The 17,628-nt window shown below is 39.6% G+C and carries 22 protein-coding genes; 20 read left to right on the top strand and 2 right to left on the bottom strand.

Going from position 1 to position 17,628, the window contains the following annotated elements; genetic code table 11:
- The first annotated feature begins 280 nt into the window (after window positions 1-280).
- From G396_RS0105325 to G396_RS0105305, 5 genes are all read left to right on the top strand, one after another.
- A complete protein-coding gene (locus G396_RS0105325) occupies window positions 281-1,570 on the top strand; it encodes an ABC transporter substrate-binding protein (RefSeq protein WP_028125295.1) in 1,290 nt (429 codons plus the stop codon).
- Between the two features lie 174 nt (window positions 1,571-1,744).
- On the top strand, window positions 1,745-2,626 hold the full coding sequence (locus G396_RS0105320; protein WP_028125294.1) for a carbohydrate ABC transporter permease: 882 nt from the start codon (window positions 1,745-1,747) through the stop codon (window positions 2,624-2,626).
- Window positions 2,616-3,434, top strand: a complete 819-nt coding sequence (locus tag G396_RS0105315) for a carbohydrate ABC transporter permease (RefSeq protein WP_028125293.1) — start codon at window positions 2,616-2,618, stop codon at window positions 3,432-3,434. The genes G396_RS0105320 and G396_RS0105315 overlap by 11 nt, the downstream gene beginning before the upstream one ends.
- Before the next feature lie 9 nt (window positions 3,435-3,443).
- A complete protein-coding gene (locus G396_RS0105310) occupies window positions 3,444-4,547 on the top strand; it encodes an ABC transporter ATP-binding protein (protein ID WP_028125292.1) in 1,104 nt (367 codons plus the stop codon).
- Between the two features lie 42 nt (window positions 4,548-4,589).
- A complete protein-coding gene (locus tag G396_RS0105305; protein ID WP_028125291.1) occupies window positions 4,590-5,396 on the top strand; it encodes a metallophosphoesterase family protein in 807 nt (268 codons plus the stop codon).
- Between the two features lie 119 nt (window positions 5,397-5,515).
- On the opposite strand, the gene G396_RS11415 is transcribed toward G396_RS0105305, so the two are convergent.
- Entirely contained in the window at window positions 5,516-5,653 is a 138-nt protein-coding gene (locus G396_RS11415; RefSeq protein ID WP_155857414.1) for a hypothetical protein, read from the bottom strand.
- Between the two features lie 56 nt (window positions 5,654-5,709).
- On the opposite strand from G396_RS11415, the gene G396_RS0105300 reads away from it, so the two are divergent.
- The 15 genes from G396_RS0105300 (at window position 5,710) to G396_RS0105235 (ending at window position 17,404) form a co-directional block, all read left to right on the top strand.
- Window positions 5,710-6,195 (top strand): YbaK/EbsC family protein, encoded by a 486-nt coding sequence (locus tag G396_RS0105300; protein ID WP_051221148.1) that lies wholly within the window; start codon window positions 5,710-5,712, stop codon window positions 6,193-6,195.
- 9 nt (window positions 6,196-6,204) lie between these two features.
- Window positions 6,205-6,648 carry a GNAT family N-acetyltransferase gene (locus tag G396_RS0105295; protein ID WP_028125289.1) on the top strand — a complete coding sequence of 148 codons (444 nt, stop codon included), beginning with the start codon at window positions 6,205-6,207 and terminating at the stop codon, window positions 6,646-6,648.
- Between the two features lie 134 nt (window positions 6,649-6,782).
- The gene (locus G396_RS11190; RefSeq protein WP_006417611.1) at window positions 6,783-7,259 is read left to right on the top strand and encodes a cell division protein ZapA; all 477 of its coding nucleotides are present in this window, start codon (window positions 6,783-6,785) and stop codon (window positions 7,257-7,259) included.
- A 44-nt stretch (window positions 7,260-7,303) separates the two neighbouring features.
- Window positions 7,304-7,858, top strand: coding sequence for a CvpA family protein (locus tag G396_RS0105285; protein ID WP_028125288.1), 555 nt, complete (start codon window positions 7,304-7,306; stop codon window positions 7,856-7,858).
- Window positions 7,859-7,976: 118 nt separating this feature from the next.
- Window positions 7,977-10,334, top strand: coding sequence for an endonuclease MutS2 (locus tag G396_RS0105280; protein ID WP_028125287.1), 2,358 nt, complete (start codon window positions 7,977-7,979; stop codon window positions 10,332-10,334).
- A gap of 101 nt (window positions 10,335-10,435) precedes the next feature.
- Window positions 10,436-10,747, top strand: coding sequence for a thioredoxin (gene trxA / locus G396_RS0105275; protein WP_006417534.1), 312 nt, complete (start codon window positions 10,436-10,438; stop codon window positions 10,745-10,747).
- Between the two features lie 125 nt (window positions 10,748-10,872).
- On the top strand, window positions 10,873-12,123 hold the full coding sequence (locus tag G396_RS0105270) for an ADP-ribosylglycohydrolase family protein (protein ID WP_028125286.1): 1,251 nt from the start codon (window positions 10,873-10,875) through the stop codon (window positions 12,121-12,123).
- On the top strand, window positions 12,120-12,587 hold the full coding sequence (locus G396_RS0105265; RefSeq protein WP_028125285.1) for a hypothetical protein: 468 nt from the start codon (window positions 12,120-12,122) through the stop codon (window positions 12,585-12,587). Before G396_RS0105270 ends, G396_RS0105265 begins: the two co-directional genes overlap by 4 nt.
- Before the next feature lie 11 nt (window positions 12,588-12,598).
- Entirely contained in the window at window positions 12,599-14,026 is a 1,428-nt protein-coding gene (locus tag G396_RS0105260) for a serine hydrolase (protein WP_028125284.1), read from the top strand.
- 95 nt (window positions 14,027-14,121) lie between these two features.
- The gene (locus tag G396_RS0105255; protein ID WP_028125283.1) at window positions 14,122-14,463 is read left to right on the top strand and encodes a GTPase; all 342 of its coding nucleotides are present in this window, start codon (window positions 14,122-14,124) and stop codon (window positions 14,461-14,463) included.
- Between the two features lie 72 nt (window positions 14,464-14,535).
- Entirely contained in the window at window positions 14,536-14,889 is a 354-nt protein-coding gene (locus tag G396_RS12095; protein ID WP_155857413.1) for a type 1 glutamine amidotransferase family protein, read from the top strand.
- A gap of 2 nt (window positions 14,890-14,891) precedes the next feature.
- Window positions 14,892-15,077 (top strand): type 1 glutamine amidotransferase family protein, encoded by a 186-nt coding sequence (locus tag G396_RS12090; RefSeq protein ID WP_081683548.1) that lies wholly within the window; start codon window positions 14,892-14,894, stop codon window positions 15,075-15,077.
- A gap of 106 nt (window positions 15,078-15,183) precedes the next feature.
- Complete coding sequence (locus G396_RS0105245; RefSeq protein WP_028125282.1) at window positions 15,184-15,936, top strand: class I SAM-dependent methyltransferase; 753 nt, start codon at window positions 15,184-15,186, stop codon at window positions 15,934-15,936.
- Window positions 15,937-16,441: 505 nt separating this feature from the next.
- Window positions 16,442-17,059 carry a class I SAM-dependent methyltransferase gene (locus G396_RS0105240; protein ID WP_028125281.1) on the top strand — a complete coding sequence of 206 codons (618 nt, stop codon included), beginning with the start codon at window positions 16,442-16,444 and terminating at the stop codon, window positions 17,057-17,059.
- Window positions 17,060-17,122: 63 nt separating this feature from the next.
- Window positions 17,123-17,404, top strand: coding sequence for a hypothetical protein (locus tag G396_RS0105235; protein WP_028125280.1), 282 nt, complete (start codon window positions 17,123-17,125; stop codon window positions 17,402-17,404).
- On the opposite strand, the gene G396_RS10250 is transcribed toward G396_RS0105235, so the two are convergent.
- Window positions 17,387-17,628 (bottom strand): IS3 family transposase (locus G396_RS10250; RefSeq protein ID WP_034907635.1); only part of this gene is annotated, 242 nt, incomplete at its 5' end. The two genes, G396_RS0105235 and G396_RS10250, sit on opposite strands and share 18 nt — an antisense overlap.

Raw genomic sequence — 17,628 nt, 5'->3', positions numbered from 1 at the left:
ATATCAGTTAGTATCATTAATTATTGAGTATAATTTATTTATATAGTTTAAAAAATCACAAATTGTAAATTATTTGTAAATATTAATTGGACAAACGATAGAAATAATACCCAAATATAATCCTATTCTTTACATAATTTTTACAAAAAGAAGAATTTGTTTATACATCAAAGTTTCACTACTGTTTACATAAACTTTACAAAAATATTATAGTAATTTAAACTGTGGCGCTTTATAATTTTGACATGTAAGTAAATAAATATTTAGGAGGAAATCTTTCATGTTGTCGAAACAAACAGTTTTGAAATCTTTCACAGCTTTATCGGCTGGACTTATCTTAGCTTCTGCCAGTCCTCTATTAGTTAATCAAGTTGAGGCTGCTGATAAAATTAAAATTAACTACTGGCATGTTAATGCTGATACCCAAGGTGGAAAAACCGTTAATGAATTAGTTGAAGCCTATAATGCTTCGCAGGATGAAGTTGAAGTCGTAGCAACTTTCAATCCAGATATGTACAAGGGTTTAATGCAAAACTTACAAGCTGCCGTAACATCTGGTGAAACCCCAGATGTGGTTCAAGTAGGTTGGGCCTTTAAAGACTATTTCTCAGAAAACTTTGAATATACCGATCCAATTCAATTGGTGCAAGAAGTTGATCCTGATAACAAAGATTTCTTTGAAAAAAACTTCTTAGAAAATGTATTAAACTTAGCTAAGAAAGACGACAGCTATGTGGGAATCCCTTATTCTGTTTCCAACCCAGTCCTATACATTAATAAAGATTTACTAAAAGAAGCAGGCCTCGATGAAAATGGTCCACAAACCTGGGAACAAGTTCAAGAATTCTCTAAAACAATTAAAGAAAAAACAGGAAAATTTGGTTTATATGTTCAAGAACCTGCTGATTCTTGGGCTCAACAAGCACTCCTTGAATCAAATGGCGCTGCAATTATGACTGATGGCAAGGCTAGCTTTGCTTCTGAAGAAGGTATCCATGCTTACCAAGTATACCAAGATATGGTTGTTAAAGATGAATCAGCCTTACACACCACTTGGGAACAAGGGATTCAAAGCTTTATCGATGGAAATGTGGCCATGTTATATACAACCATTGCACAAAGAAATAATGTACAAAGCAATGCTAATTTTGATGTCACTGCCATTAAATCACCAACTTGGGAAGGAAAGGAAAATAAATTACCTGCAGGTGGGGCTATGTTAGCTGTTACTTCACAAGATGAAGAAAAGAAAAAAGCGACTTGGGATTTCTTAAAATATTTATATAGCGTTGAATCCATGGCTAAATGGACCGAAGGAACTGGTTATGTCCCACCGCGTAAAGACGTGGCTGAAGCTGAAAATGGCTTGAAAAAATTCTTAGAAGAAAACCAAATGATGACACCAGCGATTGAACAAATGGATGCCATGGTTTCTTGGACTTCATTCCCAGGCGATGCTGGCCTAGAAGCTGAGCAAATGCTATTAGATATGCGTGACAGTATCTTAGGTGGTTCTGACGTGGCAGAAACTCTTAAGTCTACCCAAGACGCCATTAATGATTTATTCTAGTTAAATTTATTCAGGTTAACAATCCACATTTTTTGTTTTGGCTGATATTTCAGTGCTAGCGACAACCGAAAGTTACTTTCAGTCGATCAATGCCTGTCAGCCATTTCACCATGTGGATTGTTTTTATATTTTATATCTGGTACCGAGATTACCCTTATTTTAGGAGAAGAAACTATGAAAAAAACTCACTCAGGGGTTGGCTATCTATTATTGGTTCCGTTATTGTTGGTTCAGACTTGTTTTGTTTTTTATCCTTTACTTTATACCATTTATCTAAGTTTTTTTAAGTGGAATATGGTATCACCCAATAAGAAATTTGTGGGTTTTGATAATTACATCAAAGTCTTAACCGATAATAATTTTCAAAAAATCTTAGTCAATACCTTTATTTATATTCTCATTTTTGTTATCTGCTCTTGTATTTTGCCCTATGTTTTTGCCTTTATTATGGATGTAGTTATTGTCCGTTTTAAAAAGTTATATACCGGAATTTTCTTCATTCCTGCCGTGATTTCCTTGGTAGTGGTTGCCATGGTCTATACCTGGATTCTCAATCCGGTATCTGGTCCTTTAGCCATTGTCTTACGTCATTTTGGACTAACCATGCCTATGTGGACTAATAAGGAAGGGTTCGTTGTCGTCGTAATTTCTCTGATTACTTCATGGAAGGTTTTTGGTTATAACTTTATTGTTTTGTATGCCGCCATTATGGGGATTGATCGGGAATTGATTGATGCGGCCAAAATTGACAATATTTCTAATTGGAAAATCTTCAGGAAAATTGTTTTGCCTATGTCTTCTTCTACCGGGATTTACGTCTTTGTCTTGGCGATTGTTCAAGGGCTCCAATATGTTTTTACCCCAATTAAAATAATTACCAAGGGTGGCCCTAACTATGCTTCATCCAACTTGATATACCATGCCTATCAAAAATCATTTGAAATGTTCAAGGTAGGGGAAGCCTCTGCAATTTCAGTCATGACCTTAATCATGTTCGTTATCCTCTTGTTATTAACGTTCAAGTTTATTGAAAGGAAGGTCTATTATGAAAATTAAAAAACAGACCCTCTATCATATCTTATTTATCTTGACGATATTAATTATTCTTTATCCCATTTTCTTTATTATAGCTAATGCTTTTAAGCCTTTGAAAGAGGCTTACCATACAGTTCTTTCTCTGATTCCCCAGCCCTTTACTTTTGAGAACTTTACCTATCTCTTTGAAAATATTCCCATTGTCAAAATTACGTTAAATACCTTTATTATTGCGACAACGGTAACTTTAGTGAAGCTTACATTATCATTTTTCGCGTCCTATGCCTTTGTCTACTATAAAATTAAAGGACAACGTTGGCTCTATCTATTAATTATTTCAACCATGTTTATTCCCTTTACCGTGACTATGATTCCTAACTATATTATTATGTCTAAATTTGGTCTGATTGATAATATTGTAGGGGTTATTTTGCCACAATTTGCTGATGCGATGGGGGTCTTTCTCTTAACCCAAACCATGCGGGGGATTCCTATCCCTTTAATTGAAGCGGCTACCTTAGATAATATTAAGCAACCATTGATTATGCGCAAAATTGTTTTTCCACTGATTAAACATTCAGTCACATCAACTGGAATATGGTTCTTTATCACCTCATGGAACGAATTTATTTGGCCAGTCCTTATTTTGAAGAGTATTGATAACTATACCTTGCCATTAGCCATGCAGATGTATATTTCATCTGAAGGTGGTACTAACTTTACTACCGCGATGGCCATCTCTTTAATTACTATGGCAGTACCTTTAGGTTTATATGCCATTTTCCAAAAGTATATCATTTCAACCTTTATCTCATCAGGTATCAAGTAGGAGGACACTATGGGTAAATCGATTCAACTAAAAAACATAAAAAAAACTTATGGCCCCATTACGGTGCTAAAAAATATTAATTTAGATATTGAAGCGAGTGAGCGGATTGTTTTATTAGGACCATCCGGCTCAGGTAAGTCAACTTTATTACGGATGATTGCTGGCCTAGAAACGATTACTGAGGGTGACTTGTATTTAGGAGACACGCTGGCTAATAATCTGGTTTCAGGTCAAAGAGATATTGCCATGGTATTTCAAAATTATGCACTTTATCCCCATATGACCATTGAAGAAAACGTGACCTTTGCCTTGAAGGCCAATGGCGTACCAGCAGATGAAGTCAAAAACCGTTTGGACGAAGCTTTAGCAATCCTAGGTTTATCAGAATTAAAAAATCGTTATCCACGGGAGTTATCTGGGGGTCAGAGACAGAGAACGGCCTTAGCTCGAGCCATTGTAAAGAAATCTGATTTCTTTTTATTAGATGAACCTTTATCTAATCTAGACGTGGTCTTACGCTTGGATGCCCGTAAGGAATTGGTTAAAATTCATGAAAAGTATCAACAAACCTTTATCTATGTGACTCATGATCAGATGGAAGCCATGACCTTGGCCCATCGGATTGTAGTCTTACATAATGGGGACATACAAATGGTAGATACACCTCATAATGTTTATAATCAACCGGCCAATGTCTTTACAGCCAAATTTATTGGGTCACCAGGGATGAATATCCTGAAGGTAGACCAAGGGCAAGGCCATGTAGGGATTGATACCCAAGCTTTTGACCTCGACCCAGGTTGGGCTGGCTATTTGAGTCAAGCCGGAGCATGTCTGATGGGCATCCGGCCAGAACATTTACGGATTGTTGATAAACAAGGACGGGGTCGGATTAAAGGCCAGGTTAAATACCGGGAACTTTTAGGTCAAAGCTTTGCTTTAACTGTTAATATAGGTCGACAAGAGTTCATTGTTTTGGAAGAAGAGGATAAATATCAAGTGGGAGATTCAGTCATCCTTGATTTTGATGACAAAAATCTTCACTTCTTTGATAATGGGAGTCAAGTGAATTTAGGATATCCGGAAAACTTCCAGTTTCTGATCCATGAATGATTCAAATGGCTTGATCTTATTATTTGGAAAGGACTAGACGACATGAAATTTTTACATTTATCCGATACCCATTTAAGGCAAGATTACGCTTCAGATTGGTTTACCCACCGTATTTTTACTGATTTTGATAATCCTACGATTCGTTTTCGCCGCCTTTTAGCCAGTATTAATCCAGTTGATTATGATTTTGCAATAGTAACTGGTGACTTGTGCCATGAAGGTGAGGCTAGTGATTATGATTTATTCCGAAGCTTATGGCAAGAACATCTGGGTGATTTACCTTATTTCTTTTGCCGCGGTAACCATGACCCTGGGGCTGCTTTTGCAGAAGGAATGCATGTGGAAATGAATCTTGAGGGGTCTTACATTGCTTGCCATGAGTTCAAAGGTTTACGGATTATTAGCTTAGATTCTTATCAAGAAGGTGACCATGAAGGCGCAATCTCAGAAGCTCAATTTCAACAATTGAAAACATGGTTGAGTAAACCGGCAGAAAAGGGGAGTATTTTAATCCAACACCATCCCTTGGCATGGGAAGAGCCAGACATTTGTACACGGGTACCTCAGGGGTTTGCAGAATTAATTGCTAGCAGTGATATCCGGGCCATTTTTGTAGGCCATGTGCATACGGCTTCCGTCGTGACTTATCAAGGCATCAACCAATATATGTCTGAAGCAATTTCTTTTGGTGTAGATGAGTATGACCATGAGTCAATTTTCACCAACCGTACGGGGTATAATTCGGTGACTTTAACCTCTGACCAAATCTTCTATTACCGTCATTATCTAACTCCGCATCAAAGCATGATTGCCCGGATGGCAAAGCCCTTTGACAATAGTATCTTTTAAGCATAAAGGAAACCGGGTCTTGACCCGGTTTTTCTTATAATTTTGTGGCAGAAGACGAGTCGCCCCCAAAGTCGTCACAAAATTGGCAATAGAGTGACGAGTTGACACTTAAGTCGTCATTAAATCGGTAAGAGAGGACGAGTCGCCCCCAAAGTTGTCATAAAATCAACAAATGAACGGTGACTTAACCTCCAACTCGTCACATGGCAAATTAAAAGACGACCATCTGACCGATAAATCTCCCCTAAGACTAGCAATTCCCGGATGTCTCTTATAAAATAGGGAACGAAGCAATTATCAAGGAGGAAGCATCATGAAAATAACTATTGAATCCGATTTACAAGCGGCAGGGATTGATTTTGAACTATACCATCACAGCTCCATGTATACGTATGAAGAAAGTTTAGCTATGAAGGCGGAAAAGGGGTTTACCGGTACGGAAACAAAGGCCCTCTTTATGAAGGGAAAGAAGGATGGCCGTTATTATATCCTGTTTACCTTACCTGATAAACGCAATGACTTTAAATATTTAAAAAAATTAGTCGGTCAAAAATTATCCGTGGTTAGTCCGGAAGAATTAGAAACTGAAACCGGCCAAGAGTCCGGAGCCGTATGCCCAATTGGATATCCGGCTGAAGTCGGCCAACTCATCCATGAAGATATTTTAAAAGCAGAAAAACTAGTGTTTGCTCCAGGGCGACCTGACCAAACCATGGTAATCAAGACCCAAGATTTGGACAAAATTCTGGACTTATACCAAAACGAACGATTCATGGTCTCAGATCAAGTAGAAGACTAGGAGGGCCCTATGGAATGGAAAAATATTGCCTTTAATGAATTAACGACAGACCAACTGTACCAACTTCTTAAAGTCCGTTGTGATATCTTTATTGTGGAACAAACCTGTCCTTATCCAGATATTGATAACTTAGATCCAAAGTGTCGCCATCTCTTTCTAGAAGACCAAGGCCAAGTTTTGGCATACTGTCGCCTCATCCCGGCTGGGTTAAGCTATCCAGCTGTATCCATTGGACGGGTTTTGTGCCGGGAAGATCAACGTGGCAAGGGTTATTCTCGGACTATGATGGAAGCAGCCATTGCTTATGCCAAAGACCAATGGCAAGCTAACACCATTGAAATTAGTGCCCAAAATTATTTAAAAGCCTTCTATGAAAGTTTAGACTTTCAAGCTATTTCGGATGTTTATTTGGAAGATGATATTCCTCATATTGATATGCGATGGCAAGCTTAAGCGTGAGAAGAAATTTCCCCTTATTTCTCAGCTTGTAGATAAGCAATGCCCCATCGTGCAAACTAGGCAAAAATCTGTTAAAATAAAGAATAATTTGATTTGTTAAATGATCCTTTTAAGAAAGTAGGCTAGGAATGGAAGAAAAACGCCGTTATAAAGCAGTGATTGCTGGAAAAGAATATACCATTGTGGGCAAAAAGTCTGACCAACATATGGATGCCGTTGTGACCATTTTGAACCATCAATTGGACCAATTAATTCGCTTAGATGGTTCCCTATCCAAGGGTGATTTAGCGATCTTAATGGCGGTCAATGCAATTTCCGACCAGTTAAGTAAGGAACATCAAATTGAAACCTTACAAGCTGAACTAGACCAGTTAAAGGCAGCTTCAAGCCGAGACCAAAGACAGGGGAACGACCCCGCTTATCCAGACCGGCGGATGCCTAACAATTTTCCAAATCAGTCGTCCAACAAGCAAGGTCAGCCAAGTCCGGCCAAGCGACCACACTATCAAGAACGCTTACCTTTAGATAGTCATCCTGCCAACCAAGCTGGAGAAAATTCGGGTCAAACCGCAAAAACAATCCGGCCGAATCCAACCATTGATTAATCAGGTATACCTAGTAAATTAAGTGCCAGAAGAGGAGTTTTGTCATGTTAACCTTAATAATTATCCTAGCCATAGCGATTTCAGCTTATACGGGCTACCGCCGTGGTCTAGTTATCCAAGGGATTCGTTTAATCGGTTATATCATAACCTTTATCCTATCCACCCAATATTATGATAAATTAGCAGGGTTTGTCGAAATGATTGTACCTTTTCCCGCGCTTAAACCCGACTCAACTTTTGCCATCTATTCCCAAGAAGCCAGTCTTAATATGGATTTGGCCAAGGCCTTCTATGGCGTGGTTACCTTCTTATTAATCGCTTTAGTGGGCTGGCTGGTGACCAACTTCCTAGCCTCCTTATTCCGCCCGTTGCAATATTATAACTTATGGAACTTGGCTAACGGAATATCGGGTGCCATTATTAATGCCCTTGTCACCTATGTGGTCATCTATTTTATCCTCTTTGCTTTGTCTTTGATTCCCATCGAATTTATCCAACAACAATTTGTTAATAATCCAATTGCTTATTGGATTGTGTCCCAAACACCTTTCTTATCCAGCTTTGTTTCTAACTTATGGCTGAATATTAATCCTTTCTAAGACCAATTACCACAGAGTTTAGGACCCCGTCCCAGACTCTTTTTTTACCTCAATTATTTTAAGCAAAACCCTTAGCCAATCATTAGTCATTGCCTTAACGGCAAGAAGGAGATAGATCATGAATCAGAAAATATTCGAGACCCTAGAATTTGGAAAAATTCGGGCGGCTGTCTTAAATTATGCCCAGACTGAAACGGGCAAAGTAGCCATCCAGTCCATGCTGCCTTCCGATGACTTAGCCACCGTTGAAACTTGGCAGGCAGAAACGGAACAGGCCCTAAGTTTGCTGAGCCAGAATCAGATTATACCCATTCCTCGCCTGAATGATTTGAGTGAGGCTATCAAGCGGCTCCAAGTAGGTGCTAGTTTGAATGGTAAGGAATTAGCCGATGTGGGTAAGCTCTTAAGTTCAGTGAAACAAGTCCATGATTTCTATGCCAAACAAGAAGCGGATAACCGGACCTATCCTGCCCTCTATGCCTGGATTGAACGGTCGATTGTTTTAAAAGATTGTATTGCGATGATAGGAGAGGCTATCTCAGAGGAAGGCGACGTTCTGTCTTCTGCTTCTACCGAATTAGCCCGAATCCGTCGGGCTCAACAACAAACGGAAGAAGCGGTGCGGAACCAACTTAACCAAATCCTTAAAAACAATGCCTCGGCCTTATCAGACACCCTCATTACTATCCGGAATAACCGTTATGTCTTGCCCGTCAAAGCAGACCACAAGAGTCAAATTAAGGGGACGGTCCATGACCAATCTTCCACGGGGCAAACCCTCTATATTGAACCTCGGTCGGTTGAAACCCTCAATAACCGGCGGTCTCATTTACAAACTGAAGAAAATAATGAAATTGCGCAGATTCTAATGGATTTATCGGGGCAACTCATGCCTTATTATGAAGATATTCGTCAGAACCAATATATTATTGGCCAATTAGATTATATTCAGTCCCGGGCTAGTTATGGCCGCCAACTTCAGGCTGTTCGGCCCAAGGTATCACCTGACCGTCATGTTTCTTTAATCCAAGCCCGCCACCCCTTATTAGATCCTAAACAAGTTGTGGCCAATAATATTATTATTGGTCAAGATTACCGGACCTTGATTATCACTGGACCTAATACTGGGGGGAAAACAATCTTACTTAAGACCCTAGGGATACTGCATTTAATGGGCCAAGCTGGCCTTCATATTCCCGCCCAAAAGGGGTCACAAATTGGACTCTTTGACCAAGTCTTTGCGGATATTGGGGATGAACAATCGATAGAACAAAGCTTGTCTACTTTCTCGGGTCATATGACCAATACGATTGATATCCTCAAGCATGCGACTTACCAGTCGCTCCTTCTCTTTGATGAGTTGGGTTCAGGGACCGACCCCCAAGAGGGAGCAGCTCTGGCGACAGCTATTTTAGATTATTTAACCGGGGCAGGAATGACCACCATGGCCACCACTCATTATCCTGAATTGAAGGTGTATGCCCATGAAGCGCCTCATACGATTAATGCTTCCATGGAATTTAATGCTGAGACCCTGGCGCCAACTTATCGGCTTTTGATAGGGATTCCTGGTCGGTCCAACGCCTTGGAAATTTCGCAACGCTTAGGTTTACCCGACTATATCTTGGAAAAAGCCCGGCAAGGAGTGAGCCAAGATTCCCAATCTATTAATGAGATGGTGGCCAATCTTGAAACCGAACGGCGGCGACTTGAAGCGGACCACCAAGAAACTGAGCACAGATTAGCCCAGGCAGACCAACTCCTAAAAGACCTCCGCACCGAATATGATCGGTGGGTGACTTATAAAGATGCCTTAGTTGAAAAGGCTAAGCATGAGGCCAATATGAAGGTGGACCAAGCCCAAAAAGAAGCGGATAAATTGATCCAAGAAATCCGTGATTTACAGTTGGAACAAGGGCAAAACACCACCATCAAAGAACATGTCCTGATTGATAAAAAAGGTAAGTTTGATCAGTTGAAACAACCTGAAAACCTCCGCAAGAACAAGGTGCTTAAGCGGCAAAAAGCTAAGCAAGAACTCCGGGTGGGACAAGACGTTCTGGTCCATTCCTATGGTCAACGAGGTTCGATTGTTGATAAAGTCGATGACAAAACCTTCACCGTTCAAATGGGAATTCTTAAGATGAACTTGCCAGCCAAGGATCTTGAAGTGATTGAATCGATTGAGGCCAAAAAGTCCCGGGTCAATGTCCAACGCAAGGCTGGGGCCAAGGTGACGACCAGTTTGGATTTACGGGGCCGGCGCTATGAAGACGCCATGAATGAAACTAAACTTTATTTAGACAAGGCGCTCTTATCCAACCATCCCATGGTTACCATTATTCATGGTAAGGGGACGGGAGCCTTGCGCCAGGGCATCCAACAATTATTGGCGGTCCATCCTCAAGTCGACCACTTTGACTATTCACCACCCAATGCGGGTGGTAATGGATCAACCCAAGTCTTTTTCAAATAGTTCGGTCTATGAGCAATACCTTTTGTAAAAAAGGGCGGGTGTGCTATGATAATCCCGTAAGAAAGGTTACAAGGCTAACTTGATTAGAAAGGATGTATAAAATGGTAGAATCTATTACTGATACACAATTCGTTGAAAAAACTTCTGAAGGTCTTACTTTAGTTGATTTCTGGGCTCCTTGGTGTGGTCCTTGTCGGATGCAATCACCAATCGTTGATGAACTTGCTGATGAATTAGCTGGCCAAGTTGAATTCTTTAAAATGAACGTGGATGAAGAACCTAAGACTGCACAAGAATTTGGAATCATGTCTATTCCAACCCTTATAATCAAAAAAGACGGCGAAGTCGTTGAAAAATTGATTGGTTTACACGACAAGGCTCGTTTGAACGAAATCTTAGGCCAATATAAATAAGCTATTTCTTGAGAGTGGGCAGATGATAGAAAATCTTAGATTTTCTGGCTTCTAGCTACTCTCTTTTTTTATGGTCAAAATGATGATAAAATAATGCTTAGAATATAGAAAGCAGGTGGAGTGGTATGCGCCAACAAGATAAATTTAGGGCCTGTCTCTTAGGGGGCGCCTTGGGAGATGCCTTAGGGTATCCGATTGCTGATATGACTGGGGAAGAAATAAACCACCAGTTTGGACCAGAAGGCTTAAGCAAGCTATTGGTAGACCCAACCATGCAGAAAGCACCGATTTCGGCGACTACCCAGCTGACCCTCTTTACAGCGACTGCCTTGCTCCAAGGGCAAACGCGATTAGCCACCCGGGGGGCCCGGTCGCCCTATATATATTATTTATGGCAAGCTTATAAGGAATGGCTCTACTCACAAGTTGGTCAATTTCCAGTGCCCGGTGACCACAATAATTCTTGGATGTTGAACCTAGTCGACCTTTTCCAAGTCCGGTCACCAGAGGCCACATGTGTGCAGGCTTTAGAACAAGCACAAGCTGGTTCAATGGACCAACCCCTTAATGACTCCCAAGCTGAGGGCGGAGTTATACGGGGGGCACCAATTGGCCTCTTCTTTATTGACCGAGAACTAAGTCCTAAAGAAGTGGCAGACTTGGCCGGTCAAGCAGCAGCCTTGACCCACGGCCATCCTCTAGCTTACCTTCCTGCAGCCTTTCATGCTTACCTGATTAATACGGTAGCTAGTCTAGACCTTTATCTAGAAGAAGCCGTGCTTCAAGCCAAAGTTGTCATTGCTGATTTGTATGGTGATGAGTCCCAACTTGACTTATTATTCCAAAAAATAGACCAGGCCATGGACTTGTCTGATTATCACATGAATGATCAGGAAGCCCTTGACCAAATCGGTCAAGCAAAGACTGGAGACGTAGCCTTAGCCAGTGCTATCTACTGTGCCTTGAAATACCAGACAGATTTCAAACAAGCCCTAGTTACAGCTGCAAATTTTACTGCTGCTAAGTCAGCCACAGCTGCTTTGACTGGGCAAATTCTAGGTGCTAAATTTGGTATGCCAGCCTTAGCTCAAGAATGGTTGGACCAAGTTGAATTAAGTCCAATTATTGAAGAAGTGGCAGATGACCTGTATTATGGTTGTCAGTTTGGTGAAGATGATGTGGTTCGAGCTTATTGGGGCGCCCACCACTTAGATAATCAAGTCCAAGCTCAGCTTAATTCAAATTTCCAAGCTTTGGTCCAACATTTCCAAGAATCCTACCCACCTGGCCAGGTGCCTGACCAAATTGTCCGGGATTGGGTCGATAAGTATGTTAATGGTAAATATTTACCTCAAGAAAGGAAAAGCCAGTCATGATTTATAATCAAGTCCAGCCTCTCGATTTAGATTTTGCCAAGTTTTGGCTCGAATTAGATGGTCACTCTCTAGATTTTCAAGTTCAGGATTTTGATGATTTAAGTGGCTCTTACCAAGGCCTAGAGTTAATTCCTGATTTACAAGCGGTGGAAGACTTTAGTCATTTAGAAATCAAGACCAATCTAAAGCTCAGCCAGGCTGAATATCTTGATGATAATGCCACACAAGCGGTCAGCCAATGGCTTTACCAAGGAATTCAATTTGCTGTCTTAGCCTGTGAACCAGGTGTGGATTTTGAAGATAATGAATTCTGGCCTATTTCAATAGAAGATTTAGCTTTTCCAGTTTTTATTGCATTTGATGCGGATTATCGCGACCAATACCGCTTTGCTATTTTATGGCAAGATGCCAGCAGTGACGATCCAGACCCTTTTGGTCATATTGATTATTCTTGGTATGAGTAAAGGAGTAAGCTATGGTAAAAAAATTGGAGAGAGCCAAACAGGCGAAACTTTGGCTGTTAGTGACCAGTTTCTTGTTGACGACTAGCCTGGGAAATTTTCCAGCTGGCTTGGTTTTGGCTCAGGAAGAAGGTGGCCAAGGGGAGATTCAAGTGACTGAACCAGTCCAACCGAGTCAGCCAGATATAGACCCTCCTGTCATTGAAGAACCGGTAACCCCACCGACTGAACCAGAGACGGATACTGAGGTCAATCCCACCCCTGTCACACCGAGTAATCCAGGGGATGTAGAATCTAAAGAGGGCGATGCTCCTGTCAACAATAATGAGGGTCAACAAGCTTCAGAATCGAATAGTAAGCCTTCAGAAGGAAACAGTGAATCGAGACAAGCCCGTCCATATTATCCAGAGACCCCGACCCAGGTGATTGAAGATTCTGGTCTGCATGATTACTCACCTCAAATTATCGAACGAGGTTTCCCGGCTGGCCAAGGTGAAGAAGTCCCTGAGACGGGGGAAATCAAACCTGCTAATGGGTCTTATATTCTCCTGGATAATCGGTCAATCCTTGATTTACCTGGTCAATCCTGGGCCCAAAGAGTCTATTATTTAAAGAACTTTAACTTATTAGCCGCTGTGGCTGATCCACAGTTTGATTTTGCTTTGCGGAATTTACAAGCCATGGCAGCAAGCAGCCAGGATCCTCAAGGCATACATCAAGCAGTGCAAAGCTTGCTAGATTCTTATCAAGACTTGCCAGTCTATATTTATTTTCAAATGGATATGCCAGGGGACCAACGGTATGCCCAACTTCGGGGGGACCAAGCAATCTATGGTGCTTCGACTGTCAAAATTATCTTAGCGGCCTATACCCAGGACCGGATCGATCGGGGCCTGGCTCATTGGTCTGATGAGTTAGTTTATAAGGCTTCGATAAATGAACGGCCTGAATCTTTTGATATTTCTGGCTCAGGAACGATCCAAAATGAAGATCCGGAAAATAAGGCTTATACCCTTCAGGATGTTGTTTACCGGACCATGGTTCATTCCGATAATATCGGGTCTAACATGCTTTTAAATTATATGGGCTACGCCGACTTAGAAGATTTTGATCGGTTTACCCAAGAAGTCTATGGCGTGGATCATTTCGCCCTTAAGGTATCGCCTAAAGAGCTCAGTCAAGTCATGCTCTACCTAGCTAAGCAAAACCAAGGCTTTGCCTTTAAAGCCCTATCACATACTGATTATGATGGCACTAAGTTGGATGTAGTGGATACAGATACCCATCAAAAGATTGGGGCTTGGTATCCCAAGATTAACCATACAGTAGGAATTGTGAATGGCTATGCCCGCTACCAGTTAACGATCATGTCTGACTACCTATCAGATGGTGAGATTGGCCAGATGGTGGCAGAAATTGATGCGGTAGTAAATGGACGGTAGACTTTCAAGCTTAAAATAGCGTCTATATAAATAAGTTAATAAAAAAGCTGAGGCAGATTTATGTCTCATCTTTACTACTTTAAAGGAGGTCTAATATGAAAATTGCGATTATCGGCTATAGTGGGTCAGGTAAATCAAGCTTGGCCCGTCAATTAGGGCGTCATTATGGGATTCCCGTTCCCCATTTAGACCAAGTTAATTTTAGACCTGGTTGGCAAGAAGTAACCAATGAGGAAATGATCCCTCAAGTCCAAACTATTATGGACCAAGCTGGTTGGATTTTATGGGAGGGGCGCCAATGCAAACAAAGAGATCGCTACCAGGCAACTTGTTCTCAGTATGCTGACAAAGTCCTAGTCCTAAAAAATCAGAAACACGTCGATGATTATTTGGACCGTTTACTGTTATTCAAAGAAGTTCCTAGGAAAGGGGTATAATTTATGAAAATTGCAGTAATATTAACTAATATAGATCACTATGGTTAGGATCCTGAAGCAATCGGATTTTGGTTGGCCGAAACGACGGAGTTTGTCAAAGTCGTCACTGAATCTGGCCACCAAGTCGATTATTTGAGTCCCCAAGGGGGCAAGGTGCCCCTTGACTCAAGAAGTCTGAAGGAAGAAAATGTCAGCGAAGAAGATAAAGCCACTTGGCAGTCAGAAGACTTCCAACATCAGACTTTGTTGCATTCTATATCAATCACAGAAGCAGATTTCAAGGATTATGCGGCCGTTTACTTTACCGGAGGACATGGAGTCTTGTGGGATTTCCCTGATGACCCAGTTCTTCAGAAACTGCTGAAACTATCTACCAAGACCATGGCTTTGTGTGTTCAGTTTGTCATGGGGTTGCTGGCATCTTAAACTTGAAAGATAAAACCGGTCAGTACCTGATTAAAAATAAGAAAATTACCAGCTTTACTCAAGCCGAGGAAGTCTTAGGCGATAAGTTAAAATTAGTGCCTTTTGGTACGGAAAAAGAAGCCAAGGCTCGGGGTGCTAACTTCAAGCAAAAACTACCTTATACCAAAAATGCTCTTCGAGATGGTTAATTTATTACGTGGCAAAATCTCATGTCAGGTGGTGCCGCTTATCTCTAAAATTTATGTATGGGAAAAAATTAATATTTAGAAATTAGTAATTGGAGGGATATTAGGTATGAAATCATATCAAGATATAAATAAAGAAACAATTGATAAGTGGGTTGAAGAAGGATGGGAATGGGCAAAATCTATTTCACATGAAGAATATATTAATGCTAAAAATGGTGATTGGAAAGTATTATTAACGCCAACAGTTCCTGTTCCACATGATTGGATTGGTGATATAAAAGATAAAAAAATATTGGGATTGGCATCAGGAGGAGGACAACAAATGCCAATATTTAATGCATTGGGTGCTAAATGTAGCGTACTTGATTATTCTTCAAAGCAAATAGAATCTGAATATATAATAGCTGAAAGGGAAGGTTATACTATACAAGCAATAGAAGGTGATATGACTAAAAAACTCCCATTTGATGATGAAACATTTGATATAGTTTTTCATCCTGTTTCAAATTGTTATGTCGAAGATGTACAGCATATTTTTAATGAGGCATACAGAGTATTGAAAGAAGGTGGAGTCTTTCTCGCTGGACTAAATAATGAAATAAACTATATTGTAGATCAAAATGAAAAAGAGATAGTTTGGGAAATGCCCTTTAATCCACTTAAGGACGAAAAAGCCAAAGAGTTCATGGTAAAAGAAAATGCAGGAATGCAGTTTTCACATAATATGACAGAACAAATAGGTGGTCAATTGAAAGCAGGATTTACTCTAGTTGATATTTACGAAGATACCAATGGTTTTGGAAGACTACATGAAATGAACATTAAAACTTATATAGCAACAAAGGCAATTAAAGAATAAATAAAAAGTAATCTAAGATTGTAGAACAAACATCCTCCTGAACTATTAGGAGATTAGTGTTCTGAAGCTGTTGATATTACTATATGATTTTACACCTGGGTCTCGTGTCATAATTATGACAACGGCAAATAGTAAAGATGAACACAAGGTTTCAAATCTTCTACAATATAAACAAAACATTGATAAGTGTGTGTTTTGAGTGACTATTACATGTAATTGTTATAAAAACAACTTAGTAAAAAAATTATGGATATAAAGAAAAAATCGATATATAAAGTTAAGTTAAAAGTAGTTTGTTTAATTTAACATGTTTTTTACCTAGAGGCAATGTATGATAGTCCCCGAAAGTTATGTTAGATTTTTTTGTGGGTTTCGCTTGTGTCCCTTCGGTATGTAATAATTATGACAACTGCATGTAGTAACGATGAATACAGAGTTTCAGGAACTATACAAAGAAGCCAAATTTGAGACAATTAAAGAGTTGTAAGAAATGGAGGAAAATTAATTGTTAGATAATAGAGGTTTTGACCTATGGGCAGAAGGATATGATAAAAGTGTTGGTTTATCAGATGATGATAATACATATCCATTTGCAGGTTATAAAAAAATATTAAATGAAATTTATAATCAGGTTTTGACATTATCAGCAAAAAAAGTACTAGACATTGGATTTGGTACTGGTACTTTAACTACTCGATTATATGAACAAGGTTGCAAAATTTATGGCCAAGATTTCTCTGAAGAAATGATTAAGATTGCTCAAGAAAAAATGCCAGAAGCAACTCTCTATTCAGGTGATTTTACAAATGGGCTAGTAAAGCCTTTGAAAGAACAGAAATATGATGCAATTATAGCAACTTATTCACTTCATCATTTAGATGATGAACAGAAAGTTCTCTTTATAAAATCACTACTAAACTTACTAAACACAGAGGGAATCATTTATATTGGCGATCTTGCTTTTCAAACAAGAGATGATTTGGAATCATGTCGATTAGATGCAGGAAAATATTGGGATGACGAAGAATTCTATTTTGTCTATGAAAATCTGAAAGGGCTTTTACCAAACTTGAAATTTGAGAAATATTCTTTTTGCTCGGGCATACTAACTATTAAAAAATAATTGAGGGACAAGTATGAAATATACACCAGTAAACTTTGAACTGAAAGATGGAGGATTAGATAAATGGAAATAAAATACAATCATATTTTTGATGCTACAGCAATAGCTGAAGCAATTAAGGCTGGTAAAATTACACCTCTAGAAGCTGTTCAAGCCACAATAGATGCTATTAAAAATAATAACGAAAAATTAAATGCGGTAGTACATCTATATGAAGAAGAAGCATTGGAAAAAGCTAAAAATCTTAAAGATTATAGTGACCCCAAAAAGTTGGACCAGAGAGATGAGTACATATTTTATGTACTTGTCTCTCTTATTTTTTGTTTTCTAAGCAGCTTGAAGTGAATGGCGATAAGCAATTGGGCTCATCCAGTTTAATTTTTCTTTGATTCGTTCTGCATTATAGTACTGTATATATTTAATAATCGCAGTTTCTAATTCTCTGTAACTATGATAAATCTTATCGTAATACATTTCTTGCTTCATCACACTGAAGAAGTTTTCCATGGGTGCATTATCGTAACAGTTTCCTTTCCGTGACATACTTTGAAAGATTTGATTTTCTTTAA

It is taken from the genome of Eremococcus coleocola DSM 15696, assembly GCF_000428865.1.
Classification (GTDB): Bacteria; Bacillota; Bacilli; order Lactobacillales; family Aerococcaceae; genus Eremococcus; species Eremococcus coleocola.
This window is presented reverse-complemented; position numbering and strand designations above follow the sequence as displayed.